Origin of the sequence: Streptomyces hamibioticus, assembly GCF_047946815.1 — a bacterium.
In the GTDB taxonomy this organism is placed as follows: domain Bacteria; phylum Actinomycetota; class Actinomycetes; order Streptomycetales; family Streptomycetaceae; genus Streptomyces.
This window is the reverse complement of sequence record NZ_JBKKQY010000001.1, coordinates 7207938-7233670: the sequence shown is the minus strand read 5'-3', so window position 1 is coordinate 7233670 and position 25733 is coordinate 7207938. Positions and strand designations below refer to the sequence as shown.

Annotated in this window: 22 protein-coding genes and 3 pseudogenes; 7 read left to right on the top strand and 18 right to left on the bottom strand. The window is 71.1% G+C overall.

Annotated elements, in window-relative coordinates; all coding sequences use genetic code 11:
- Positions 1–63: 63 nt before the first annotated feature.
- From ACLGIH_RS33065 to ACLGIH_RS33055, 3 genes and pseudogenes are all read left to right on the top strand, one after another.
- A pseudogene (locus ACLGIH_RS33065) lies at positions 64–783 on the top strand (DMT family transporter); the annotation flags it as partial.
- Positions 784–939: 156 nt separating this feature from the next.
- Positions 940–2489: pseudogene (locus ACLGIH_RS33060) on the top strand (leucyl aminopeptidase).
- Positions 2486–3385 (top strand): PhzF family phenazine biosynthesis isomerase, encoded by a 900-nt coding sequence (locus ACLGIH_RS33055; RefSeq protein WP_416528955.1) that lies wholly within the window; start codon positions 2486–2488, stop codon positions 3383–3385. Before ACLGIH_RS33060 ends, ACLGIH_RS33055 begins: the two are co-directional and overlap by 4 nt.
- A 318-nt stretch (positions 3386–3703) precedes the next feature.
- On the opposite strand, the gene ACLGIH_RS33050 is transcribed toward ACLGIH_RS33055, so the two are convergent.
- The 6 genes from ACLGIH_RS33050 to ACLGIH_RS33025 all read right to left on the bottom strand — a co-directional run bounded on the left by ACLGIH_RS33050 (position 3704) and on the right by ACLGIH_RS33025 (position 9756).
- Complete coding sequence (locus ACLGIH_RS33050; RefSeq protein WP_416528954.1) at positions 3704–3970, bottom strand: DUF5302 domain-containing protein; 267 nt, start codon at positions 3968–3970, stop codon at positions 3704–3706.
- 162 nt (positions 3971–4132) lie between these two features.
- On the bottom strand, positions 4133–4579 hold the full coding sequence (locus ACLGIH_RS33045; RefSeq protein ID WP_416528953.1) for a PPOX class F420-dependent oxidoreductase: 447 nt from the start codon (positions 4577–4579) through the stop codon (positions 4133–4135).
- 166 nt (positions 4580–4745) lie between these two features.
- Positions 4746–5624, bottom strand: a complete 879-nt coding sequence (locus ACLGIH_RS33040) for an NAD(P)H-binding protein (protein WP_416528952.1) — start codon at positions 5622–5624, stop codon at positions 4746–4748.
- Between the two features lie 85 nt (positions 5625–5709).
- On the bottom strand, positions 5710–7929 hold the full coding sequence (locus tag ACLGIH_RS33035) for an MMPL family transporter (protein ID WP_416528951.1): 2220 nt from the start codon (positions 7927–7929) through the stop codon (positions 5710–5712).
- 317 nt (positions 7930–8246) lie between these two features.
- Positions 8247–8705 (bottom strand): hypothetical protein, encoded by a 459-nt coding sequence (locus tag ACLGIH_RS33030; protein ID WP_416528950.1) that lies wholly within the window; start codon positions 8703–8705, stop codon positions 8247–8249.
- A 100-nt stretch (positions 8706–8805) separates the two neighbouring features.
- On the bottom strand, positions 8806–9756 hold the full coding sequence (locus ACLGIH_RS33025) for a hypothetical protein (RefSeq protein ID WP_416528949.1): 951 nt from the start codon (positions 9754–9756) through the stop codon (positions 8806–8808).
- Between the two features lie 208 nt (positions 9757–9964).
- Between ACLGIH_RS33025 and ACLGIH_RS33020 the strand changes: the two are divergent.
- The 3 genes and pseudogenes from ACLGIH_RS33020 (at position 9965) to ACLGIH_RS33010 (ending at position 12711) form a co-directional block, all read left to right on the top strand.
- Positions 9965–10974, top strand: a pseudogene (locus ACLGIH_RS33020) (ArsR/SmtB family transcription factor).
- A gap of 379 nt (positions 10975–11353) precedes the next feature.
- On the top strand, positions 11354–11566 hold the full coding sequence (locus ACLGIH_RS33015) for a hypothetical protein (protein ID WP_416528948.1): 213 nt from the start codon (positions 11354–11356) through the stop codon (positions 11564–11566).
- Between the two features lie 149 nt (positions 11567–11715).
- A complete protein-coding gene (locus tag ACLGIH_RS33010; protein WP_416528947.1) occupies positions 11716–12711 on the top strand; it encodes a YihY/virulence factor BrkB family protein in 996 nt (331 codons plus the stop codon).
- Positions 12712–12754: 43 nt separating this feature from the next.
- Here the strand turns inward: ACLGIH_RS33010 and ACLGIH_RS33005 are convergent, their stop codons facing one another.
- The 5 genes from ACLGIH_RS33005 to ACLGIH_RS32985 form a co-directional block, all read right to left on the bottom strand.
- A complete protein-coding gene (locus ACLGIH_RS33005; RefSeq protein ID WP_416528946.1) occupies positions 12755–13033 on the bottom strand; it encodes a hypothetical protein in 279 nt (92 codons plus the stop codon).
- A gap of 19 nt (positions 13034–13052) precedes the next feature.
- Positions 13053–13319 carry a DUF4235 domain-containing protein gene (locus ACLGIH_RS33000; RefSeq protein ID WP_416528945.1) on the bottom strand — a complete coding sequence of 89 codons (267 nt, stop codon included), beginning with the start codon at positions 13317–13319 and terminating at the stop codon, positions 13053–13055.
- Between the two features lie 17 nt (positions 13320–13336).
- A complete protein-coding gene (locus ACLGIH_RS32995; protein ID WP_416528944.1) occupies positions 13337–13768 on the bottom strand; it encodes a DUF3618 domain-containing protein in 432 nt (143 codons plus the stop codon).
- Positions 13765–14208: a phage holin family protein gene (locus ACLGIH_RS32990; RefSeq protein WP_416528943.1), complete on the bottom strand. Its 444-nt coding sequence runs from the start codon at positions 14206–14208 to the stop codon at positions 13765–13767. The genes ACLGIH_RS32995 and ACLGIH_RS32990 overlap by 4 nt, the downstream gene beginning before the upstream one ends.
- 79 nt (positions 14209–14287) lie before the next feature.
- Entirely contained in the window at positions 14288–14836 is a 549-nt protein-coding gene (locus ACLGIH_RS32985; protein WP_416528942.1) for a phosphatase PAP2 family protein, read from the bottom strand.
- Positions 14837–15474: 638 nt separating this feature from the next.
- Here ACLGIH_RS32985 and ACLGIH_RS32980 point away from each other — a divergent pair.
- On the top strand, positions 15475–15939 hold the full coding sequence (locus ACLGIH_RS32980; RefSeq protein ID WP_416528941.1) for a hypothetical protein: 465 nt from the start codon (positions 15475–15477) through the stop codon (positions 15937–15939).
- A gap of 206 nt (positions 15940–16145) precedes the next feature.
- Here the strand turns inward: ACLGIH_RS32980 and ACLGIH_RS32975 are convergent, their stop codons facing one another.
- From ACLGIH_RS32975 to ACLGIH_RS32945, 7 genes are all read right to left on the bottom strand, one after another.
- The gene (locus tag ACLGIH_RS32975; RefSeq protein ID WP_416529549.1) at positions 16146–17285 is read right to left on the bottom strand and encodes a Gfo/Idh/MocA family protein; all 1140 of its coding nucleotides are present in this window, start codon (positions 17283–17285) and stop codon (positions 16146–16148) included.
- 215 nt (positions 17286–17500) lie between these two features.
- Positions 17501–18496 (bottom strand): LacI family DNA-binding transcriptional regulator, encoded by a 996-nt coding sequence (locus tag ACLGIH_RS32970; RefSeq protein WP_416528940.1) that lies wholly within the window; start codon positions 18494–18496, stop codon positions 17501–17503.
- A 90-nt stretch (positions 18497–18586) separates the two neighbouring features.
- Positions 18587–19540, bottom strand: coding sequence for an IS481 family transposase (locus ACLGIH_RS32965; protein ID WP_416528939.1), 954 nt, complete (start codon positions 19538–19540; stop codon positions 18587–18589).
- 119 nt (positions 19541–19659) lie between these two features.
- Positions 19660–21780, bottom strand: coding sequence for an alpha-galactosidase (locus ACLGIH_RS32960; protein ID WP_416529548.1), 2121 nt, complete (start codon positions 21778–21780; stop codon positions 19660–19662).
- Positions 21781–21879: 99 nt separating this feature from the next.
- Entirely contained in the window at positions 21880–23913 is a 2034-nt protein-coding gene (locus ACLGIH_RS32955; protein WP_416528938.1) for a beta-galactosidase, read from the bottom strand.
- Positions 23910–24809 (bottom strand): carbohydrate ABC transporter permease, encoded by a 900-nt coding sequence (locus ACLGIH_RS32950; protein ID WP_416528937.1) that lies wholly within the window; start codon positions 24807–24809, stop codon positions 23910–23912. The genes ACLGIH_RS32955 and ACLGIH_RS32950 overlap by 4 nt, the downstream gene beginning before the upstream one ends.
- A complete protein-coding gene (locus ACLGIH_RS32945) occupies positions 24806–25717 on the bottom strand; it encodes a carbohydrate ABC transporter permease (RefSeq protein ID WP_416528936.1) in 912 nt (303 codons plus the stop codon). Before ACLGIH_RS32945 ends, ACLGIH_RS32950 begins: the two co-directional genes overlap by 4 nt.
- Positions 25718–25733 lie beyond the last annotated feature (16 nt).

Genomic DNA, 25733 nt, shown 5'->3' with positions numbered 1-25733 from the left:
CGGGGATGGGCGCGCATCGGCGTGCTCGCCCTTCTGTGGGGATCGACTTTCCTGTGGATCGAGATGGCCCTCGATGCGCTGACCCCGGTGCAGGTGACCTTCAGCCGGTGCTTACTGGGGTCGGTCACGCTCCTGGCGGTCTGCCTGGGCACGGGCCGGCGGCTGCCGGGCAGCCGGGCGATCTGGGGTCGTGTCGTCGTGGCCGCCTTCTTCTGCAACGCCCTGCCGTTCGCCATGTTCAGCATCGGGCAGCAGACCATCGACTCGGGGGTCGCCGGTGTCCTGAACGCGACGACCCCGCTGTGGTCGCTGCTGATCGGCGTGGTCATGGGATCCGAACGCGGGCTGAGGCCGTCCCGGCTGGGTGGGCTGCTGCTCGGATTCGCCGGAGTCGTGCTGATCTTCGCGCCGTGGCAGGCAACAAAGTCGGGCGGCTGGGGAGCGCTCGCCATCGTCGGCGCGGCGGCGAGCTACGCGGTCGGGTTCACGTTCATGAGCCGCTTCCTGGTCGGCAAGAGGATCCCGACCGTCTCGCTGTCCGCGGCGCAGCTCATCGCGGCGACCGCCCTCACCGCGCCGACCCTGCCGGCGGGAGGGCTGACGCCGATCGACATCGGCGCGAAGGAGCTGGTCGCCGTCGTGGTCCTGGGTGTCGTCAGCACCGGCTTCACCTTTCACCTCACCTACCGGAACATCGCCGCCGAGGACGCCACCAACACGGCCACCGTCGGCTATCTGCTCCCGGTGGTCTCGGTCGCGCTGGGGGTCGTCCTGCTCCACGAGGACTTCAGCCTCCGGATCGCCCTCGGGATGGCGGTCGTGCTCGCCGGGGTCGGACTGACCCGCCGGCCGGCCCGGGCCTTCGCACCGGGGCGGACGACGACCGCCGGCGCCCACCCGAAGCGGGGGGCTCCCACGACAGGAACGGAACGTACGACAGTGACAGTGCTGACAGTGGCCACGACGGCCGCGGCATCGGTGCCCGCCGACTGGGTCGTGATCGGCGTCGCCCAGGGCGCCGAAGGGCCCGTGCCGGCGCCCGGGGCGGGCACGGACGAAGTGTTCGGCGACAGCCTGACCCGGCTCCTCGCCGACCTCGGGGCGACCGGCGCCCGGGGTGAGGCGCTCAGGCTTCCCGCGCCCGCCGGCGTCCGGGCGTCGCTGGTACTCGCGGTCGGCCTCGGCCCCGCCGAGGACGGCGCGGGCTACGACGCCGAGGCGCTGCGCCGGGCCGCCGGTGTGGCCGCCCGGACCCTGGCCGGCGCCGGCACGGTCGCCCTGGCGCTGCCGGCCGGGACGGGCGAGGCCGTGGAGGCGGTGGCGCTGGGCGCCCTGCTCGGGCCTACGCCTTCACCGCCTACCGCACCACCACCCGGGCGTTGCCGGTTCGCGAGGTGACGATCCTCGTCGACGACGGCGTCCGGACACTCGCCGAGGCCGCCGTACGGCGTGCCCGCACGCTGGGCCAGGAACTGAACCGAGCCCGCGACCTCGTCAACACCCCGGCCAACGACCTGTATCCGGACAGCTTCGCCGCCGCCGTGGCCGCGGCGGGTGCGGAGCACGGTGCGGTGGTCCGAGTACTCGACGAGGAGGCGCTCGCCGCGGGCGGCTACGGCGGCATCCTCGGAGTCGGGCAGGGATCGGCCCGCCCACCGCGGCTGGTACGGATCGCCCACACCCACGCCGAGGCCACGACGACGCTGGCCTTCGTCGGCAAGGGCATCACCTACGACTCGGGCGGCATCTCGCTGAAGCCGGTCGGCGCCAACGAGATCATGAAGCGCGACATGTCCGGCGCGGCGGCCGTGTTCGCCGCAGTGCTGGCCGTCGCCCGGCTCGATCTCCCGGTCAACGTCACCGGATGGCTCGCGCTGGCCGAGAACATGCCGTCCGGCTCGGCCGTGCGCCCCGGTGACGTGCTGCGGATGTACGGCGGCCGGACCGTCGAGGTGCTCAACACCGACGCCGAGGGGCGCCTGGTGCTGGCCGACGCGCTCGTGCGGGCGGGCGAGGAACAACCGGACGCCATCGTGGACGTGGCCACCCTGACCGCCGCGACGCGGTTCGGCCTCGGGGACCATGTCTTCGCGGTGATGGCCGACGACGGCGCCTTCCGTGACCGGGTGCTGGCCGCCGCCCGGGAGACCGGGGAACAGGCCTGGGCCATGCCCCTGCCGCAGGAACTGCGCGACAGCCTGCACTCACGGGTGGCGGACATCGCCAACTACGGCGAGCGGATGGGCGGTGGTCTGGTGGCCGGCCTGTTCCTGCGGGAGTTCGTGCCGGCCGGTGTTCCCTGGGCGCATCTGGACATCGCCGGACCGGCCTTCAACGAAGGCGGGCCTCACGGCTGCACGCCCAGTGGCGGTACGGGCTGCGCGGTGCGCACCCTGGTCCGGCTCGCCGAGAACGCGGCAGCCGGCGGCGGCCTCGGGTGCCGTACCCCGGCCACCGCCGGCGCGTGCAGCAGAACGGAGGCCCGGTGAGAGTTCTCTACCAAGTCGACGCGTTCACCCGCACCCCCTTCAGCGGCAACCCGGCCGGCGTGGTGCCGGCGGCCGACGGCCTGACGGACGCGCAGATGCTGTCCATCGCGCGGGAGCTGAACAACTCCGAGACGGCCTTCGTCCTGCCCGCCGACGGCATCGACCACGATCTGCGGGTACGGTTCTTCACGCCGACGACGGAGGTCCCCACCTGCGGACACGCCACCGTGGCCACCCACTTCGCCAGGGCCGTCGAATACGGGCTGGCCTCCGGCTCACTGGTGCAGAAGACCGGCACCGGGCTGCTGCAACGCGTGCGGATCCACCGCGACGCCGACCGAGTGCGGATCGGCATGCATCAGGGGGCGGCCGTCTTCGGACCCGAACTGGACAGTCTCCAGGTCAGCCGGCTGCTGCGCGCCCTGGGCGCCGCCCCCGGGGATCTCGCGGACAACGGCCCGGTCCAGATCGTGTCCACGGGACACGCCAAAGTACTGGTCGAACTGCGCGACCGTGCCGCCGTTGACGCACTGCGGCCGGACCCGGCCGCGTTGACGGCCCTCAGCCGTGACGTCGACACCAACGGATTCTTCGTGTTCACCAGGGCCACCGGCGAAGAACGCCTGCTGACCTGGTCCCGGATGTTCGCCCCCGCGATCGGGATCTACGAGGACCCCGTCACGGGCAACGGCCACGGTCCCCTCGGGGCGTATCTGCTCCGGCACGGCATCGTCCCCGCTCCCGGCGGCCGCCTGGCCTTCACCGGACGGCAGGGAGCGGCCCTGGGGCGCCCCGGTGAGGTCCAGGTCCACGTGGAGACAGGAACCGGCGGGGAACTGCTCGTCTCCATCGCCGGTACGGCGGTGACGGCGTTCCGAACGGAACTGCCCGTCTGAGGCGACACCCGAGGCACACCATCGCAGCGACGGGGCCCCGCCGGGGTCCGGGGAGCAGACTGGTTTCGCATCAGGTGGGCGCCGTGTCCGGCTGTCCGTACCGTCGGGCACCCAGCCCGCCGGCCCCGCCCCCGGCTCGGCACGGGCCGCTCGCCCGGCGGTCTTCGGCAATCCGCCGGGCGAACTCCGTAGGCCGGACGAGCCGCTCCTGCACGGCGCGGACGATCCGGTCAGGTCAGGTCAGTCGTGCGGCGGCGGCCGGAGTGGTTCACCGAGTCCGGCCCGCCTGCGCAACCGGGGCGGCGGTGCGATGTGGCCTCAGCCGCCGCTCTTTCGCCGGAAGGACCGCTGGCTCGCGGCCGGGCCGTGCGCGCCGCGGATCTTCGAGGCGTCGGTGTTCGCAGCGAGGGCCGCACCCTCCGCCTGCTTGCCTCGCTTGCGTGCCAAGGCCTCCCGGAACTTGCCCTTCAGGTCGTACTGGCCGTCGTCGTCAGGCGTCAGGGCACGGTTCGTGGTGTCAGCCGTCTCCGGACCTTCTTGCGGTGAAGACCCTGATGAAGACTCTGATGAAGACTCTGCGGTCATGGTGACCTCCTGAGGTCGGGCAGTGGAAGCACAGCTTGTCATGCCGGGGCCGGCCGCGCTGCCCACATGGCCTCCATCGGCCGGGGGCCGGGCGGTGGACCCATCGCGGCGCCGGATGCGGCGCCGCGATGGTGGAGAAGGGGGCGGCGCTCGGGTGGGCCGTCAGGGGGCGGGAACAGGGCCGCCGGGCCGGAACCGCTCCACCCCGACGATGTGCCGCACCTTGACCGGACGCACGATCACCGCGACCCGCTGCTCCCCCGGCATGATCCACTCGAACCGTTCGCCGCCCAGGTACTTCCGGGCCAGCCGGTCCATCCGGTCGTGCGCCTCCTCGCCCTCGATGAAGCGGGTCACCACACCGCTGATCTGCACTCGGTCGAAGGGGTTGCCGGCGTCCGCGTGCGAGAGATAGACGCGGGGGTCGCGGCGCAGGTTCTCCTCCTTCACTCGGCCCACCGAGGTGTTGAACGTCAGCTCCCCCTCCCCCTCCAGATCCACCCACATCGGGCTGACCTGCGGCGCTCCGTCGGCGAACACGGTGCCGACGTACCAGATGTTGGGGGCTTGCAGCCGAGCGCGGACGGCTTGGTCGAAGGTCGCAGTCACTCCGGGAGGGTACCAACCGTGCTCGACGGGACGGGTGGCGGGCCGAAGGCTGACGCGGCGTCATTCAGCTGACCTGTACGGCCGTTGGCCGCCCGTGCAGGTCGCCTGGCGCTTCCTCCGCAGGTGTCGAGCGCCTGCCCCGGGCGGGGCAGGCGCTCGACGTGCGCTACGCCGTTTCCGCGATGGCCGCCGGGAAGGCGTCCGCGTGGTCCGCGGCCCACTGGGCGAAGGTACGGGCCGGATGACCGGTGATCTTCTCGACGGTGTCGACGACTGTGCGTCCCACCTCGGGGGTGTTGCCGTACGCCTCGAGCAGGAAGTCGACGACCTCCTGCGGGTGCCCCGCCGCCCGCCACTGCGCGACGGCCTGCTCCTCGGTGAGCTCGACCAGGGTGATCTCCCGGCCGCGGGCGGCGGCGATCGCCGCCACCTTGTCGGCGACGGTCAGCAGCTCCGGTCCGGTGATCACGTACTCCCGGCGCCCGTGCCCCTTCTCGGTGAGCGCGACCGCCGCGACCGCTCCGATGTCGCCCTCGTGGACCATGGCGCTCAGCCGGGACATGAACGGTTCGCGCACCTCGCCCGAGGCCGCGATGCCGTCGGCCCACTCCAGCGCGTTGGCCATGAACTCGACCGGCATGAGAACCGTCCAGTCCACCCCCTCGTCGGCACGCACGGCGTCCTCCAGGAGTGAAGGCCCGCCGCCGTGCAGCACGGTGACGCGGCGTACGCCCGCCGCGCGGGCCAGTTCCAGGATCCTCGGGCCGGTCTCCAGCGGGGCGAAGTAGGGCCCGCCGAAGGTGATGAGGTGCAGGCCGGTGACGCCCTCCAGGGCAGGGGCGAGGCTGTCGGGCTCGGTCAGATCGCCCTGGACGACCTCGACGCCACCGGGCAGGCCGGCCCCTGCCGGGTCCCGGGTGAGGGCACGGACCGCGTGCCCGCGGGCGAGCAGTTCGGCGACGACCTGCCGGCCGACGGTCCCGGTGGCGCCGGTGACGAGGATCTTCTGGGGCCGGGCCTGGGACTGAGTCTCGGTGTGAGTCATGGAACGACCGTAGGGACACTCGCGGTCAGGTTCCGTCCGCGAGGACGCGGCTGCCGTGGAGCAGCCGCGTCTTCGCGCGTACCCGTCAGACCCCGGCCCTCTCGGGCTCAGGAGTGCGCTCCGCGGACTCGGAGGTGTCGCCGAGTTCCTTGTGGAGCTTCTCGCCCTCGACGTCGACGTTCGGCAGGATCCGGTCCAGCCACGTGGGCAGCCACCACGCCTTGGTGCCCAGCAGTGCGAGCACGGCGGGCACGATGGCCATGCGGACGACGAACGCGTCGAAGAGGACGGCGATGGCGAGGCCGAAGCCCATCATCTTGATCATGTCGTCGTTCTCCATGATGAAGCCGGAGAAGACGCTGATCATGATGATCGCGGCGGCCGCGACGACCCGGCCTCCGTGGGTGAAGCCGGTGGTGACGGACTCGGCGGCGGACGATCCGTGGACGTAGGCCTCGCGCATGCGGGTCACGAGGAAGACCTCGTAGTCCATCGCCAGGCCGAAGACCACGCCGATCATGAAGATGGGCATCATCGACATGATCGGGCCCGGCTGGTCCACGCCGAACACGTCCGCGAGCCAGCCCCATTGGAACACCGCGACGACCGCGCCGAGCGCCGCCGCGACCGAGAGCAGGAAGCCCAGGGCCGCCTTCAGCGGGACGAGGACGGAGCGGAACACGAGCATCAGGAGCAGGAAGGCGAGGCCGACGACCAGAGCCAGGTACGGCACCAGCGCGTCGTCCAGGGTCTGCGAGAAGTCGATCGTCATCGCGGTCATGCCCGTGACCAGCATGATCGCGCCGGTCTCGGACCTGATGTCGCCGGACAGCGAGCGGATGTCCCTGACCAGTTCCTCGGTGGCCGTGTCGCTCGGCCCGGTCTTGGGCACGACGGTGAGGACGGCGGTGTCGCCCTGCTCGTTGAAGTTCGCCGGGGTGACGGCCGCGGCCTCGCCCAGGCCGGTGATCTCCTCGACTACGGTCTCGGCGGCGGCCTTCGCGTCGTCGGCGCCCCGCGTGTCGACGGTGACCATCAGCGGGCCGTTGAAGCCCGCGCCGAAGGACTCGGACAGCATGTCGTAGGCCTTGCGCTGGGTGGTGTCGGGCGCCGAGCTGCCCTCGTCCGGCAGGCCCAGTTCCAGGCTGGTGGCCGGCACGGCGACCACGCCGAGGCCGATCACCGCGGTGAGCAGCACGGTCACCGGACGGCGCAGGACGAAGCGGGCCCAGCGGGTGCCGAGCTTCGGCTTGGCGGACGCCGTGCGCTGTCCGGCGGCGGCCTTGCGGTCCTTGCGGCTGAGCGCCTTCCTACCGGCGAAGCCGAGCAGGGCCGGGGTCATGGTGAGCGCGATCAGCACGGCGATGCCGACCGTGGCGGCGGCGGCCAGGCCCATCTTGGTGAGGATCGGGATGTTGACCACCGCGAGGCCCGCCAGGGCCACGATGACGGTGAGTCCGGCGAAGACGACGGCGGAGCCGGCGGTGCCGACCGCGCGTCCGGCCGCGTCCTCGGGGGTGCGGCCCTCGGCGATCTCGGCGCGGTAGCGCGAGACGATGAACAAGGCGTAGTCGATGGCGACCGCCAGGCCGATCATCATGGCGAGCGTGGAGGTCGTGGCGGACAGTTCCAGCGTGCTGCCGAGTGCTCCGATACCGGAGATGCCGATGCCGACACCGGTGATCGCCGAAAGCAGCGGCATACCGGCCGCGACGAGTGAGCCGAAGGTCAGCAGGAGCACGACGGCGGCGACGCCGATGCCGATCAGCTCGGCGGTGCCGCCCATCTCCTGCTCGGCCATGACCGCGTCGCCGCCGGTCTCGACGGTGAAGCCGTCACCGCGCGCGTCGTCGGTGGCCGCGGTGAGCGACTCTCGGGCCCGGTCGGTCAGCTCCATGGCGTTGACCTTGTACGTCACCGACGCGTACGCGGTCGTGCCGTCCTGGCTGACGGCGTTCGCCTCGAAGGGGTCGGCCACCGAGGCGACCTGCGGGCCGTCTCCGAGGGCGGTGACCAGCTGCTCGACCTTGGCCTTGCCGGCCGGGTCGGAGATCTTCTCGCCCTCGGGGGCGCGGATCACGACACGCGCCGTGGCGCCTTCGGCACTGGCCGCCGGGAAGCGCTCATCGAGCAGGTCGAACGCCTTCTGGGACTCGGTGCCGGGCATGGAGAAGGAGTCTTCGGGCGGGGCGGGCGCGGTGGACGCGGCGACGCCGGCGCCCACGAGTATGGCTACCCACAGCAGGGCGACGAGACCGCGGCGCCGGAACGCGCGTCTGCCGAGTCGATAGAGGAACGTAGCCACCTGGGACCAATCCGTCGGATACGGGCAGGACGAGACCCGGCAGATGGGGGAGGCAGGGGTTCTGACCGGGGTACCCGTTCATGCTCACCCGGGTTCTGCCTCATTTGATCCGCCCCTGGGGCTGGACCGGCGTACTGCATTGGGTGTAGTGCCTCCCCGTACTCCTCTCCCCGGGGCGTAGATCCCGAGGATGGGTGTACGCCGCATTCGTTCCATCGCGGAACTTTCGGTGCGCCGGTCCCGGTCGCGTACCGCCAGGCCGCCTCGCAGTGCGAGGCGGCCTGGGCGTGCCTGGGGGCGACGGATGACCGGCTGGGTCAGGAGTTCAGGAACCTGCCGCAGGACGAGTCCCACACCCACCGGTGCGAGCTGATGCCGTTGTTCACGCCGGCGCCGCTCGTGAACGTGTGCCCGGAGAGGCTGCTCATGTAGTACTCGGACTTCTTGATGCAGGTGTGACCGCCGCCCCAGTCCTGCCCCGTACCGTTGAAGACCTGCACGGCCATGCCGGAGGTCCCCTTGTGCAGGATCGACGACGCCTTGTTGGTGTCACCGCCCTGGAAGGGCCCGGAGCTGTTGCCCCAGTCCGAGTCCCAGCTGGCGGTGCTGCCGAGATAGCCGCTGCAGTTGGTGTAGTTGTAGGCGTAGAAGTTGCCGGAGACGGCGTTGTGCCACGCGTTGTCGCAGGGAGTCGCAGCCTGGGCGCCGGTCGCCGGGACGATCGCTCCGAGGCCGGCGAGGCCGAGAGTCGCGGCTGTGGCCAGGATCTTGCGCATGGTGCATCACTCCTTGTACTCGGGTGTTGTGCGGGTGTCCCCGCGACCGTGACGTCGCGGAAGTCCGTGATGTCCGGTTCTCCGGACACGAGGTGTGGGATCAGGCCGTCGAGCCGGTGATGTCCTCTGCCCGGGCGAGGGCGGTGAGGCTCATGCGTTCGTAGGTCGCGACGTCCTCGCCGTACCGTTCGAGCTGCTTCTTCCGGTACTCGTCGTCGAGTTCGCGTGCTGTCCTGGCCAAGGGCGTCCCGGTGGCGCAGGTGGCTTCGGCGACCGCCACTTCGACCTCGGTGGCGTACGCCTTCTGTGCGCTCAGCCCCTCCGTGAGCGCCGGGAGCTTCGCACGGATCTCCGGCGGGTCGGCGTAGGCGTGGCCCGCCTTCCGCATGCACGCCGACCAGCTCTCGAGGGCCCTCACGAAGCGCTTGTCCTCGAGCAGGGCCGATGTGTAGAGGGAGCTGAGGTTCGTGGCCGTCTTCTCTGCCCTGAACCAGGTCTCGAAGTCGCCGTAGAGCTGCTCCTTGGCCTCAACCTGGCAGCTGCGGCCGGGAGTTCGGACGGTGCCGCCCCCGGGCAGCTCCGCCGTCAGCATCCCGCTCGACGGCCCGCCCTCGAGCGTCTTGCTGTAGCGAACGCGTTCCTCCTGCGCAAGCGTGCCCGCGTACGCGTGATTCGGGTCGCTGCTCTGGAGGTCCTGAAGCCTCGCCCGAAGTCGGCTGCCGTAGCCGTGCCGCTTGGCCCAGCCGACGTCGGTCAGAACGTAGCCGCCGCCCTTCAGTTCGTCGACCGTCGGCAGGGGCCCGATCCAGTACTTGAAGCCCTCCTTCTCCATGCACTCCTTGACGAGCGTCTGCTCGGCGCGCTGGACCAGGATCCGCTCGGCGTCGGTCAGTTCACGGCCCTGGCCGCCGGCTTCGGCGGCGCCGGTGCTCCCGGACCGCTGCCGACGGTCGGATCCGGCCGGATCGTCCGTCGCCGCCGCGGTGCAGCCCGCGGTGGTGACGGCGACGATCACCACACCCGCACAGGCGGAAACGAATGTTCGCTTCATGCTCGTTGAACCCCCGTTTTGCCGCGGCACCACTTCGGGCGGCACCGGCGTGCTTCCTGCCTACAGAGAACCGGAAAACGCAGCCTGAAATTCTTCAGGTCCGCGTGAAAGGGCTTGATCCGTGCGCCCTACGATTGCCGATACGACGGAGCTGAGCCATGCTCGTGCAGCTGACCGCAAAAGCTGAGTTCATCGGGGCCAGAACGGGATGCTCCGCATTCATTTCAGCGACGCAGACCTGGCCAGGACCAGGCTTGCCACCGCTCCGGATCCGCTCCGGGAAATCACCGCGAGCCTGCACCGGCTTCAGACACGGAAGGGGCGGTGGGCCTACGCCGAGTGGTACCGCACGGCACGGCGTCAGCTGCGGGAGAAGGGACTCGAACACGTCACGCGCAGCGCTCCTCCCCATGTATCCGAGGGCGGCGTACTTTCCGGACTTTCTGAATCCGGTGCAGGGAGTGGAGGGTTTCGACGCGGGAACGGAATCACTTCTGGCCACCTCTCCGCAGCGCATTCTCAAGGAAGTGGCCCTTCTCGACCGGACCGTCGGAGCCCCCTCGTGGGCCCGGCAACTGGCCCGGCTGGAAGCACGCAAGGAGTTCGTGCGGACTCTGCGCGCGTACTACGACACGGTCGTCACCCCCTACCAGGAGCAGGTACAGGCACGCGTGGAGGCCGAGCGGGCGGCGCGCTGCCGTGGGCTCCTGGACGGGGGCCTGGACGGCATGCTGAAGGGGCTCGGGCCTTCGATCCGCTGGCGTCCTCCCGTCCTGGAGACCACCTACCCAGCCGGGGACCGGGACTTCCATCTGGACGGCCGTGGGCTCACGCTCGTCCCCTCGTACTTCCTCTGGGGGGAACCGGTCACCTTCGCCGACCCGGAACTACCGCCCGTACTCTGGTATCCGTTGCTCCACGAGCAGCCCGCGCCACGAACGGGACACCTCGGACGGTTCTGCGAGCGCTCCCGGCGAGCCCCTGATCACTCTGCTTGGGCGCGCACGGGCATCTGCCCTGTGTGCCGCGTCCGCCGGCGCCACGACCGGCGAGATCGCCCGTGCGGTAGGCGTCTCGGCCTCCTCCGCCAGCAGGCACGCCACCGCGTTGCGCGACGCGGGGCTCATCGCCAGCATCCGGAACGGCCCGACCGTGCTGCACACCCTCACGCCCGTGGGGGCGTCCATGCTGCGCGCCGCCTCGAGCACGGTGACGTGACCCGTGGTGCCCGGGGGGGCATCGCGCGTGCCCTCGTGGCCCCACCGCCGTCGGGGGCCCGTATCCGGAACAGCACTCCAGGGCGCCGGGTGGAACCGGCACCGCGACGGCCGTCCGGTCTTGCGCGCCGCGGCGATCCGTGACCTGCGCATGACCCTTCACCGGCTGCGCGGCGCCGGGGGCTGATCCGCCTGTCGGCCGTGCGCGGGGATACGCACGACCCCGCTCCCGGCCCCGACCTCGACCCCGACCCCGACTCCGCACTTCTGTCCCGGTATAGCCGGATTGCCGGACGGTTGCGTATTCTTCACACGACTCGGGCGATCCATCCGCCGTGCGCGGGCACCCGCCTCTCTCCGCCCCGAGGGAGGGAAAACCCGTGCTGCTGCTTGCCGTCCTGGTACTTCCTGCACTCAGTCTGCTGCTGCTGGTCATGAGCCGCATCGAGGATCGGTTGCTCGAGGACGCCCGTTCAGCTCACCACGCCCGGCACGCCCGTCGCCGCCTACGCCTGGTCACCGGCGGAAAGAGCGCCGACAGTGGCACGGCGCCCTCTCACCAGCGGTCCCTGCCGCGCAGGAACGCCGCCTGACTCCCGATGGCTCGTTGCTGCATCAGAGCGACAGCGCAGCGGTGCAGGGCTTCGTTCGCCGACTTTGCAGTTCCGCGGCCCTAGCGTCGGTGGTGCTACAGCAGCATCCCCGCCGATCAGCGGCGGGGATGGAATGTGTCGGAGGATTCATGGCACGATCCGAAGAACCTGACCGCCCAGCCGGGGATCGCGGGTCTGATCCGGTGGAGAGGCCGGGAGACCTCCCCAAGGGGTCCTGGACCAGTGTGCTGAAGCGGACGGTCAAAGAGTTCAAGGCCGATGCGCTGACCGACTGGGCAGCGGCCCTGACCTACTACGGAATCCTGGCGCTCTTTCCCGCTGTGCTGGCCCTGCTCTCCATTCTGGGACTCATCGGGCAGTCGGCGATCCAGCCGTTGCTCGACAACGTCGCCACCCTCGCTCCCGGTGCCGTGGGCGACATCCTGACCGCCATGCTCAACCAACTCGGCGGCGGCCGGGGGGGAGCCGGCATCGCCCTCGTCATCGGCCTCGCCCTCGCACTGTGGTCCGCCTCCGGATATGTGGCGGCCTTCATGCGCGCCTCCAACAGCGTGTACGACATCGGCGAGGGCAGGCCGGTGTGGAAGACACTGCCGACGCGAGTGGGCATCACCATCGCGGTCATCATCCTGCTGGCCCTGACCGCGGTCGGCGTCGTCGTCTCCGGGACCCTGGCCCAGAAGGCCGGGGACGTCCTGGGGCTGGGCAGCACCGTCGTCACCGTGTGGAACATCGCCAAATGGCCGGTGATGGTCCTTCTGGTCAGCGTGGCCATCGCCCTGCTCTACTGGGGCGCGCCCAACGTCAAGCGCCGATTCCGCTGGATCAGCCGGGGCAGCCTGCTGGCCGTCCTCATCTGGATCGTCGCGTCGGTGGCGTTCGCCTTCTACGTGGCGAACTTCGGCAGCTACAACAAGACCTACGGCACGTTCGCAGGCATCATCATCTTCCTCGTGTGGCTGTGGATCACGAACATCGCCATCCTGCTCGGCCTGGAGTTCAACGCCGAGACCGAGCGGCAGAGGGCGATCGAAGGCGGCCACTCACCGGATGCCGAGCGCTACGCCGAGCCGCGCGACACCCGGAAGCTGCCGCCTGACTCTCCGCACGGGGACTCCGGGTGAGTCGCGGCAGAACGACCGACGGCACAACGACGCCATGGTGCGCTCAGTCGAACGGTGGGTGCTGGGCGCGCAGCCGTTCCCAGTGCTGGTGGACGTGTGCTTCGGCCTCCCGCAGGAGGGCGTCGGCCTGCGCGTCCGGCCGCGGCGGAGGACTCCTGCGCGGTGCCGGGTGTCGTGGTGCGGCGGCGCGGCGCCACGGTGGGCGGGCTGTGCCCGCCCCCGGGCGCTGGGCGCGCGAGCGGGTGGCGGCCCGGCGCAGTATCAGGACCAGTGCAGTGACCGCGCCCGCGATCAGTGCGGGCATCAGACGGGGTGCAGACACGAGCGGCACCTCTTCCTGATCAGCCGGGCCAGTCACCGGTCAGGCGCCGAGTGGCAGCGGCCCCTCCCCGGTCGACAGCCGCCTTGACGCCCGCGAAGATCGCGCCCTGCAGTACGGCAGCCGTCACGACCTCGCCCCACCGGCGTTCTTCGTCGGTGGCATCGGGTGCGTCCTCGTCGTGTCCGAGCATCTTCCACGCCTGCTTGAACAGCCCGCCCGCCAGTACACCACTCAGGGCTCCGAGCGCCAGCCCGACCGGCTTGTAGGCCGCCTTCGACGCCTGCATGCTCTGCCTCCTTGCGTCTACTTCCTCTTCCTGCGGCGCAGCAGCAGGCAGGCGACGACCAGGGCTGCGCCTGCGGCGATCAGCGGGGCGCGGTTGCCGCGCACCGGTTCGGGCGCCTGGTCCTGCCACATCTGCTGGGCCTGCCCGGCCCTGGCCCTGGCCTGTTCCGCGGCTGCGGCGGCTTTGTCCTTGACCGGGTCGGGCAGCTTCTCCTGCACGAGGTGCGCGGCCTCGGCCGCCTTGGCCTTGACCTGACCGGTCAGCTCTGCCGTCTTCGCGGACGCCTGGTCCCTGGCCTGGGCCGCCTTCTCCTGGGCCCGGGCCTTGACGTCCGTCTTGCCGGCCAGGGACTCGACCGTCTCGCCCAGCTCCTGGCGGGTCTGCTCGACCTGCTCACGCAACTCTTGCGGGCCGGCGGCGGTGGGCTCGTCGTGGGGCGGCTGGGTCATCGCTTGGCACTCTCCTTGATCTCGGCCACGTCGGCCTTCACGCTGTCGATGGTCTGCTCCGGAGCCGGCGGGGCGGCCTGGCTGACTTCCTTCTTGCCCGTCAGTGCCAGCACACCGGTGATCACACCCAGCAGGGCCGTGACGATCAGGGCGGCGGCCCAGACCGGCAGCGGCACCGCGAGGGCGGCGATCACCGTGGCGATCAGCGCCTGCAGGGTGAAGAACCCGGCCAGGCCGGCCCCGCCGAACAGACCGCCGCCCTTGCCGTAGCGCTTGCCCTTTTCCTTCATCTCCGCCTGCGCCAGCCGCATCTCCGCCCGAACCAGCTCGGTCAGCTGCTGCGACGCACGCTGCACCAGCTCCCCCACCGGCTCACCACCCGAAGCAGAACGCTCGGTGTGGCTGCCGGAGGCGGGGCGGCCCGTCTCAGCCATGGTCATCACCTTCCTGCCGTAGTGACCACCCGAGTCCCACCACCAGGGGAAAGAACACCTGTCCGGCCGCAGCGGCACAGAGCGTTCACAAGATCGCCCTGCGCAGCAGGCGCGGCAGCCGGTGCACCGCCCACGCGCCGACGCCGCCGATGACGGCACCAGCGGCCACGTCGCTGGGATAGTGCGCTCCCGAGTGCACCCGTTGCACCGCCACGGCCGCGGCCGGCAGCGCACACACCGCACCGGCCGCCGGCCACACCACCGCGACCGCGGCGGTGAAACCCAACGCGGCGGCAGTGTGCCCGGACGGGAAGGAGGACGAGTCGGGGCGGTCGTGGACATCGTCGCCGGGAATGAACTCCTCGGGCGGGCGCCGCCGATCCCACAGCGGCTTGAGCACCGCGTTCGAAGCGATCTCGGACACAGCCATCGCGGTCAGTCCCGACAGCGCGGCCCGCTTGCCCCGCACCCCGCCCCAGGCAGCCATGGCCAGCGCGGCGCCCCACCACAGCTTGGTCCGCTCTGCTGCTTCCGCCACCACCGGCGCACACCTGCGCACCCACTCGGGCCGCCACTCGGCCACGCCCCGCAAGGGGCCCTGCTCCGCCTGGCACAACTTCGCTTCCACATTCATGAGCAGGCAAGTCACCCGGGCAGGCCGAATCAATCCGCCGCGCGGGCGCGGACATGGCTCCTGCGGGCGCGGCCGGGGCTCCTGCGGGCGCGGCCGGGGCTCCTGCGGGCGCGGCCGGGGCTCCGTGCGGCCGGCGTCGGCGTCGCCGCCTGTCGTCGGGTGACGGTGCGGGCTCCGCCGCGGTCAGGCTTCCGGCTCGGCGGGTTCCGCCGGGACGGCCTCGGCCCATGCCGCCGGGGCGGCGGCCGCGCCGGCGGCACTGAACCTCGTGCCCGAGGGAGGAGGGAGCAGCACTCCCCGCTGATCGGCACCGGCAGCGGGCGGCCGCTCCGCCCCCGCACACCGCTCAACGCCGTGACTCTGGCCCTCAGCCACCGGATCTCCTACGTCCGGAAGGTGCCGGACGAAGGGAGTGACGGCACCTGGCACGGGAGCGCCCCGCGGGGCCGCTCAGGACGTCCCGCCGAGGCGAACGGCCGGAGATCCACCGGCGGAACGCCGACCGCAAGCAGTCACTCGCCGAAGCGGAAGGCCTCTACCGGCACAGCCGGTCGTCCACTGGCCCGGGGCCGACCGGCCTCTGCGGCCACGGTGGCGGAGCACCCGGCTGCGGCTCCCTCAGCGCCCGCCAAGGCCCGGTGATCGAGTTCGACGTCAGCCTGGGGCAGTTTCGACGTCAGCCTGGGGCAGTGACGGGCAAGAGGGCAGTGGACACGAGGACAGGTGGACAGTGGCTCGTCGGCGCCCTGACCGCTTCCGCGGTACTCACCTCAGGGTGCACGGCCTCTGTCGACACCGACGAGTTGCCCGGCGTGTACCGCAATGAGGCGACCGGCGGCGAGATCCTGCTCGGTTCCGACCGGACGTTCTCCGCCACGGACGTATCGACCGGACACTCCGGCGGCCCCGCCGGCTTCGGTGGTCGATGGGAGGTTCTCGACAACCAGTCGTCCAGCGACTTCATCTACCTGTCGATCGACGACGGTGGCCTCGGCAGGATCGACGGCATCCAGCTCTACACGGAGGGCCAGGGGACGGTGTATTTCCGTGCCGATCCGGACGGGCCGCCGGCCCTGGAGCTCACCGAGGTGGCCGCGCCGTAGATCCTGCGTGCCGAGTCTGCCGGGAACCGCGCTCCTACTGCGGCGCGGCGACTCGGAAGGGGCACGTCTTCTTCGACCGGGGCATCCCCGGCATCATCGGCTGCCTGCGCCTCGAAGGACGCCCCGTTCGCACCCACACCCGCACACCGCCGTCCGCACGCTCCGCTACCTCCCGCGCGTGCCCGTGGAGGAGCCCGTCCGATTCGTCACCGATCACCTCCGCCGGAGGACTGCGACCCGCCTCCCCAAGCGCTGGTGAGGGCGACGCCGAGCGAGGTAGGTGCGCTACCGGCCGGCAGGAAGAAGCCGGGCAGCGCCACCGGCCGGGAGCCGTTCTCCAGCGACTCGGCCCCCGCAACGCCGACCAGCGACGCCGCGACGGCGGGCCGCACCGGGACCAAAGGTGGTGCTCCTTCCTCCACGGTGGCCCGGAACGCCTGGAGGACGAGCACGGTGCCCTCCGCCTTGCGCTCGACAGGCTCGCCCGCGAGCGACAGTTCCGGCGGAACCCGTTCCTCGTCGCGGGGAAGGCCGTCGGGGGTGGCCCAGCCTTCCGATCGGAGGCGCACGGACCAGGCCCGATCGGCGGGGCCCCCCACCGATTCCGCCAACGCGAGTGAGCCGCGCGCCGACACCCAGCTCCAGTGGCTGTCGGGCTCCCCCTGCAGGAAGCCGTGACGGGTCAGGGCCAGCGCCCCGCTCGACAGGCGAACCGCCATGACGACGGCGGCACGCGGATCGCCCTGGTCCACGGAGAAGGCCGTCACCTCGACGGGCCACTCCCCCGTGAGCGCCAGCACGGGCGAGACCGTGTGCGTGCAGTACGCGGTGGGCGCGATACGTCCCCTCCAGTGCGAGGGGTCACCGATGAGTGCGGTGACCTCGTCCGGGGACATACCGTGAAGATAGTCGGCCTCGATGAGACCGATCCGCCCCAGCTCACCGTTCTCGGCGGCCTGTTTGATGGCGCGTACGTGCGGATGGACGACGTAGTTCTCGGCGAGCGAGTAGCTCGCGGACGATCGCTCGGCCGCAGCGATGAGCCGGCGCCCCTCCTCGTAGGTCACGCACGCGGCAGCCTCCGAGAGCACGTGGATGCCGCGGTCGAGGAACGCGATGGCCATCGGCGCATGGGCATCGAAGTCATTGGCCGGCACAACGCCGTCCAGACCCTGGTCCAACAGGTCCTGCCATCGGTCGGTCACCACCACGCCCGGCAGCTCGGCGGCCGCCTGGGCGCGGAGTTCCTGATCCAGGTCACAAGCCGTCACCACGTCCATGCCCACCCGACGGCACCACGTCGCCAGGTACAGGCCCATTCGCAAACCGATGATGCCTACGCGCATGCCCCGCACCCTGCCTCTCATGGACCGCACGGCCGGGCGCGCGGCCCCTGCCGGGCTCGACCGCCTGCTGTTCCACAGAGCGGCACTGGCCGGCCTGCTCGACGCGGCTTGTGTGCCCTCGCCTGCCTCAACTCTGATCGTTCCGGCTCACGTTAACCGCCGAGCCGGGTCAGGTCCGCCGGATTCATCGCACGGTCGAGCTCTCGGAACCGGCTTCACACCGAGGCGCGTGCGACGAACTCGGCCTTGACGTGCACCGTCTTGTGGACCTGTCGGCCGTTCAGGCGCTCCGTGAGCAGCAGGGCGGCCGCCCTGCCCACCTCGGCCGCCGGATACCGGATGGTGGTCAGCCGGGGGCGGACCAGGGACGCGAAGGAGGCGTCGTCGTGGCCGATCAGGGCCACGTCACCGGGGATGTCGATGCCCAGTTCGTGCGCCTTGTCCATGGCTCCGACGGCGATCACGTCATTGCCGCAGAAGACCGCGTCCGGACGGTAGCGCCGGCTCATCAACTCACCGAATCCGGCCGCCCCCGCCTCCCGGGTGTGCTCGCCCCTGACCACCAGGTCGTGCGGCAGTGACATGCCGTACTGAAGGGCCAGAGCCCGCAGATGCTCCAGGCGGGGGTCCCCGCCGGTGGCGTCCCGCGGGCCCGCGATCATGGCGATGCGCCGTCGTTGTGCCGCGGCGACCCGCTCCAGAGCGCGCCGGGTCGCCACTCGCGCGTCGGGAGTGACGAGATCGATCGGGCCGAAGGAGACGTCGGCGCTGACGACGAGGGGCATGCCGGCGTCGGCGAGGGGCTGGAAGTCACGCGGTCTGAGCCGGAAAGGGGTGATGACGACGCCGGCGAAACGCTGCTGGACGGCCTCGGCCAGCAGGGCCTGCTCCTCGTCCCGGCGCGCTCGGGTGTCGCAGACGACGACGTGCAGCCCCAGGCCGCGCAGCTCCTCCTGGAGCGTCGCCGCGAGTTGCGCGAAGAAGGGGTTGGCGATGTCCGGCACGATCAGCGCCACCAGGCTCGACCGGCCGGTCCGCAGGCTGCGCGCCGTGACGTTGACGGTGAACGACAGCTCGTCGATGACGGCTTCCACCGCGGCCCGGGTCTCGGGCGCCACCGGTCGCTTGCCGGAGAGCACATAGGAGACCGTGGCGGACGACACCCCTGCCGCACGGGCGACGTCGGCCATGGTGACCCGCTCTCGCACCACACACGCTCCCTTCGACGGTCACCCTACTTCACGTGCGACTCCATCAAGAGAGCGCTCTCCAACGACGGCCCCCGGTGCCCGAACGCCGCGCTAGGTGTATTGCCCTGTGAGGTTGGGGACGCGGCTGGCGGGTGGTTGGCCCTTCAGCGCGGTGTGTCCGCGGTGGTGATTGTAGGTGTGCAGCCAGCCGGGGAATGCCTCGCGTCGTTCGGTTTCAGAGCGGTAGGGGCGAGCGTAGGCCCACTCCTCCAGCAGGGTGCGGTTGAAGCGTTCGACCTTGCCATTGGTCTGCGGGCGGTAGGGCCGGGTGCGCTTGTGGGCGATCCCGGCCGCTGCCAGCAGATCGCGCCAGTCGCGTGAGCGGTAGCAGGAGCCGTTGTCGGTCAGCACCCGCTCGACCGTGATCCCGCACCTGGTGAAGAAGGCGTGGGCCCGCTGCCAGAAGCCGGTGGCGGTCTCCTTCTTCTCATCGGTGAGGATCTCGCTGTAGGCCAGACGGGAGTGGTCGTCGACGGCGGTGTGCAGGTAGCTGTAGCCGGCGTTCGAGCGGGTCTTCCGGCCTGTCTGCCGGCCCAGGACCTTGTGTCCGCCGCCGTCGGGGATGTTACCGAGCTTCTTGATGTCGACGTGGACCAGTTCGCCGGGCCTGGCGCGTTCGTAGCGGCGTATGACCCGGCCGGTGGCCCGGTCCAGGTGCGCGAGGCGGGCCAGGCCGAATCGGGTCAGCACGCGGTGCACGGTCGAGGGCACCAGCCGCAGCAGGCCCGCGATGCGGGCCGGTCCCCAGCGGCGCAGGAGCCGGACCTTGATGATCCGGCGCTCGGTGCGGGTCGGGGTGCGGCGCGGGCTTGTGCGGGGGCGGGAAGAGCGGTCGCACATCCCGGCCTCGCCGAACTGGCGGTAGCGGTCGGCCCAGCGCTGGGCCGTGGTCGGCGAGACCTGGAAGCGTTCCGCGGCCCGCCGCAGCGGCCAGCCGTCCTCGACCACGCAGCGGGCCAGGCGCAGGCGGCCGGTCTCGGTCAGGGGTGCATTACGGTGGGGCACGAGGGCCTTTCTGTTGGTGTAGATGTCGCAATCCACACCGAACCGGAAGGCCCTCATCTGTTCAAAATCCCTCAGCCGAGACCTGGCTCCCCCGTCCACAACCTCCCGGGACAGAACAGCTAGGCGTCCCCCTCGGCGCTCCCGACGCGGCGCAGCCGGACCAGCGCGCTCGCACAGTCGCCCGGCGGCAGGTCGGGCAGCGGCAGGCCGAAGCCCGTCAAGGTCGCCGCCGACCACTCGTGTCCGGTGTCCTCGTCGCGGTACCGGGCCGCCGGTTCCAGGCCGCGCAGGCGCAAGGGCGGCTCCGCGGGCCCGAAGGCGGTGCTGGGTCGCCAGATCAGAACGACCGCTCGGTCACCGTCGACATACTGCACGGCCGTCAAGGGCCCCTGTCCGGGTGCCAGGAGAGGGAACTGCTCTCCGCGCTGCACCACGGGACGGATGTCCTTGTACACCCGGACCAGTTCCGCGGCCTCGTCGAGTTCCGCGTCCGTCCAGCGCGTCAGGTCCCCTCCGATGCCGAGCACACCCGCCATGGCGCTGTGGAAGCGGAACCGCAGCGGCACCGACCGCCCGGTCAGCGGATTGGGGCTGTCGGTCACCCAGGCCGACATGACGCCCGCCGGGTAGAGCCGGCTGAATCCGTGCTGGATGCGCAGGCGGTCCACGGCGTCGGTGTTGTCGGAGGTCCACACCTGGTCGGTGCGGCCCAGGATTCCCGGGTCGACGCGTCCGCCACCGCCCGCGCACGCCTCGATCCGCAGCCGCGGAAACTCCGCCCGCAGTCGGTCCAGCACCCGGTACAGCCCCCTTGCGTGCTCGACGTGCACCCACCTGGCGTCGGGCCCGCCGCCGCGGTGGCCCGCTTCGGTGAACGATCGGTTGAAGTCCCATTTGAGGAAGTCGACCGCGTTCTCGGTCACCACCCGGCGCAGCCACCGCAGGGCCCACTCGGTCACCTCCGGCCGGGAGAAGTCCAGGACCATCTGGTGCCGCAGTTCGGTGGGTGTGCGGTCGGGAAGGTGCAGAACCCAGTCGGGACGGGCGCGGTAGAGGTCGCTGTCGGCGTTGACCATTTCGGGCTCCACCCAGAGGCCGAACGACATGCCCAGCCTGTGCACCTCGTCGGCGAGCGGGCGCAGCCCTCGCGGGAATCGCGTCGGGTGAGGCGTCCAGTCGCCGAGTCCGGACCGGTCGTCGTCACGGCCGCGGAACCAGCCGTCGTCGAGCACGAACAGTTCCGCGCCGAGGGCGGCGGCGCGGCGGGCCAGGGCGATCTGATTGTCCTCGGTCACCTCGAACGACGTCGCCTCCCACGAGTTGTACAGCACCGGCCGCGGCTCCTCGGGGTGCGGCAGGACGTGCGTGCGGAGGTGGCGCTGGAAGGCTCTGGCGGCCGAGCCGAAACCGCCGCTCGTGTACAGGCCCAGGCTGACCGCCGTGCTGTGCCGCCGGCCGGGCGCGAGGCGCAGTTCCGCCCCGTCGTGGCCTTCGTTCGCCAGCACCCCGGTCCGGCCGGCGGCGGTGCGCTGGGCGGTGATGCGCCAGCTGCCGCTCGCGGCGAGCGCGACGACCCAGACCTCCCCGTGCTCCTCCCCCGCGTCGCCGGGGTCCAGGGCGGCCCACGGATTGGCATGGTGGCCCGTGTGGCCTCGCCTGCTGCCCAGCACCGTCTCGCCGACCGGGAGTTCTGATTGCTGGAGACGGCCTTCGGCCGACCACTGACCGTGCACGGAGCTGATCCGCCACTTCGGCCGCTGCGGTTGCGGCCAGTGGGCCGAGGCGGGACGGACCAGCAGCACGTCCCCGTCGTCCGGGGTGCCCGTGTGGAGGAACTCCACCCACCGTTCCACCACGTCACCGCCGGCCGGGACGCGGTAGTGCAGGCGCCAGGCCAGCGGGCGGGTGCGGTCACGCATGTGCACGGCCACATGGTCGTGACCGAGCACGACGACGTCCTGTACGGCCGCTTCGACCGGGCTGCTGCCGTCGGCGAAACGCACCTCGAAGGCGGGCATGCCGAATCGGGCGCCGCCGTCGACCGGGTACTCCTCGGTGCCGTCCCAGCGGCCGGCGAAGCTGTTGTCGTGTTCGGACCAGGTCGGCAGCGAGGCCGCGTCGACGAGCGGCAGCGGATCGCCCCAGTGGACGTGCCGCACCGTGCCCGCGGCCCGGTCCACCCGGAAGACGTAGGCGACGTGAGGGGTGCGCAGCAGCACGGTGCCGCTGCCCTCGTCCATTTCCACACGGCGTGGCGCCCCGGTGGAGGACGGGGCCGAACGGGCGGGCTTGGTGGTCACGTGACCGTTCCTCACAGTTCTCCCGGCAGTGTCAGGGGGTCAGGCCGCGTCGGGCGAGTGGTCCTCACGGACGACGACCACTCCCCCGGGCGGCACCACTGCCCGGCCGTCGGTGACCTCACCACCGGCGAGGCCCACTCCGGTGACGGGCACGGTGACAGTGTCCTCCGTGTGATTGACCAGGAAAAGGCAGGAGTGCCGCTCTCCCACGCGCCGCACCGCCTCCAGACCTGGCGGTGCCTCGACCACGGGGCTGACGTGGGCCTGCTCGCACACCGCGCGGACCACTTGGCGCAGGGCCGGTACGGGCAGGCGGCCGGCCGCGTACCAGGCGGTGCCGCGGCCGAAGGTGTGCCGCGTGACGGCCGGACCGCCGCGGGACGGGCCGCCGTCGGCCGTGTCCGCGAAGTGCAGCACCGTGGTGCAGCCACGCGGTTCGACGCGTTCCACCCATTGCCGGATGTACGTTCCGTCGGCGAGCCGGGCGCGGTCGGCGGGCCGCAGGGGCAGGAATTCGTCCACGACGAGTCCGAGCACCTCCCGCAGGGCTCCCGGATGGCCGCCCGGTCGCACCCGGTCGCAGTCGTCGACGACTCCGCTGAAGCAGCCGACGGCGAGGTGGCCTCCCTGCCGCACGTACTCGGTGAGGTTGTCGGTGTCGTCGTCGGACAGCAGGTAGAGGTTGGGGGCGACGACGGCCCGGTACGGTGTCAGGTCGGCGCCCGGGGGCAGGACGTCGCACGTGATGTTCATGGTCCACAGCGCCTCGTACCAGTCGCGCACCGCGTCGAGGTAGCGGAACTCGCCGGACGGCCGGGCCTGCAGTTCCAGGGCCCACCAGCTGTGCCAGTCGAACAGCAGGGCCACATCGCCGCGCACTCGGGTGCCGGTCACCTCCCGCAGGCAGGCCAGTTCCGCGCCGAGCGCGCTGACCTCCTTCCAGATGCGGCCGGCGGTTCCGGCGTGCGGGAGCATCGCGGAGTGCCACTTCTCGGCGCCGGCGCGAGACTGCCGCCACTGGAAGAACATCAGGCCTTCCGCCCCGCGCGCGAGGTGGGTCAGGCTGTTCCGCCGTGTCTCTCCGGGCCGCTTGGCCACGTTCACCGGCTGCCAGTTGACGGCCGAGGTCGAGTGCTCCATGAGGAGCCAGGGCCGGCCGGCGGCCATGCCGCGGGCGAGGTCGGCGTTGAGCGCCAGGTCGATGTGGCCGTCGGGGTCGGCGGCCGGCAGATAGTGGTCGACGGAGACCAGGTCGCACTCCGCCGCGAAGGCGTGGCCGTCGACCTTCTTCTCCAGCGTCCCCATGACGTTGGTGGTGATCGGCACGTGGGGTGCGATCCGGCGCAGCAGAGCGCTTTCCGCGAGGTGCCGGGCGAGCAGCGCGTCCGAGGAGAAGCGGTGGTAGTCGAGTTCCTGCCCCGGGTTGCGGAACGCGGTGGTGTCCCGGGGCGGGTCGATCTCGCCCCAGTCGCCGTAGCGCTGGCTCCAGAAGTCGGTGCCCCAGGCGTCGTTGAGGGCGTCGAGGGTCTTGTACCTCTCCTGCAGCCAGGTGCGGAAGGCGTCCGCGCTGACGTCGCAGTAGCACAGGGCGTTGTGGTTGCCCCACTCGTTGTGGACGTGCCACAGGGCGAGCGCGGGATGTGTGCCGTAGCGGGTCGCCAGCTCGGTGACGAGGGCGTCCGCGGCCTCCGCGTAGGCGGGGCTGCTGGGGCAGAAGACCTGCCTGCTGCCGTGGGCCAGCCGGGTGCCCGAGGCGGTGACCGGCCGGGCGTCGGGGTGCCGGCGGGTGAACCACGGGGGCGGTGCGGCGGTCGGGGTGGCGAGGTCCACGGCGATGCCGTGGTCGTGCAGCAGGTCCAGGACCTCGTCGTGCAGGCTCCATTCGTACGTGCCGGGCCGCGGCTGGATGCGGGACCAGGAGAAGACGCCGACGGTGACGAGATTGACCCCCGCTTCGCGCATCAGGCGGACGTCCTCGTACCAGGTCTCTCTCGGCCACTGCTCCGGGTTGTAGTCGCCCCCGTAGGCGATTCCGCCGAGTCGGTGGGTCACTGCGGCGAGGGAGTGGTTCACGATTTCACGGCTCCAGCGGCGAGTCCGGCACGCCAGTAGCGCTGCAGGAGGAGGAAGGTGAGGACGATCGGCACCACCGAGACCAGGGCGCCGACGATGGTGAGGGTCTGCAGTTCGGGCAGGCGGCTGGTCTGCGACTGCCAGGTGAACAGGCCCAGGGTGACGGGGTAGAGGCCTTCGTCCTGCAGCATCACCAGCGGCAGCAGGAAGTTGTTCCAGATCACGACGAACTGGAACAGGAAGATGGTCACCAGCGCCGGAGCCATCAGGCGCAGCGCGATGGTGCGGAAGATGCGGTACTCCCCGGCCCCGTCCATGCGGGCGGCTTCCATGACCTCGTCCGGTACGGAGGCGGCGGCGAAGATGCGGGAGAGGTACACGCCGAACGGGCTGACGACGCTGGGCAGGAACACCGACCAGAACGTGTTGGTGGCGTCCACCTCCGCGAAGAGCAGGAACAGGGGCAGTGCCAGCGCGGTCGCCGGTACGAGGACGCCGCCCAGGACGACGGAGAAGACGGCCTCGCGTCCGCGGAAGGCGTACTTGGCCAGTGCGTATCCTGCCGCCGCGGCCAGCAGGGTGGCGACGGCCGCTCCCGCGCCCGCGTACAGCAGGCTGTTGAGCAGCCAGCGGGCGAAGACGCCGTCCTGCTGGTGGAAGAGCGCGGAGAGGTTGTCGCCGAAGTGCCAGTCGGCGGGCAGGAACCCGGGTGTGGTGACGAGGTCGCTCTGGCTCTTGGTCGACGAGACGAGCAGCCAGTACACCGGCAGCAGCATGTAGCAGGCGACCACGGTCATGAAGCCCATGGCGGCCACGGTGGACGCACCGGTGCGGGGCCGGGGACTCGACGGGGCGGAGGCGGCGTGCGCCCCCGCGGTGCGGGTGAGGAAGCTCATCCCTGTCTCCTGGAGGTGAAGCGCAGGAACGCGAACGACAGCACGAACGTGACGACGGCGAGGATCACCGACAGGGCGGCCGCCTCGCTGTAGTTGTCACCGGAGGCGAGCGAGTAGGCGGCGAGGTTGGGGGTGTAGGTGCTGGTCACGCTCGTGGATATGGAGCGGAAGACCTGCGGTTCGGTGAACAGCTGGAAGGTGCCGATGATGGAGAAGACCCCGGTGAGGACGAGTGCGGGCCGGATGATGGGGATCTTGATGCGCAGGGCGATGGTCCAGCCGCTCGCGCCGTCCACCCGGGCCGCCTCGCCGATGTCGGCGGGGACGGCCTGCAGGGCGGCGTAGAGGATCAGCATGTTGTAGCCGGTGTAGGTCCATGTCACGACGTTGCCGATGGACCACAGGATCGCGTCGGGGCCCAGCAGGTCGACGTGGGCACCGGCCGACTCGAGCAGGTCCACGAGGGGGGAGAGCCGCGGGTCGTAGAGGAACGCCCACATCAGTGCGGCCACGACACCGGGAATGCCGTACGGCACGAAGTAGACGAGCCGGAAGAACCGCTTGGCCCGCGCCACCGCCGAGTCCAGCAGCAGGGCGAGGGCCAGGGACAGCAGCAGCATGACGGGGATCTGGACCAGGGCGAAGGCGGTGACGCGCAGGACACTCTCGGCGAAGTAGGGCTCCTGAACGACCTGTGCGTACTGGTCGAATCCGGCGAACACCGATTCGGTCCGGCCGAAGGTCCCGCCGACTCGTTCGGTCCTGTGCAGGCTCTGCCAGAACGCGTAGCCGACGGGTACCAGGGTGAACAGTACGAAGGGGATGAGGAAGGGGGCCAGGAAGGCGTAAGGGGCGAGGGTACGGCGTGAACGGCGGCGGGCCGGTGCCGTTGCGGTGGTGGGTGTCACGGGCAGCCTTTGCGGT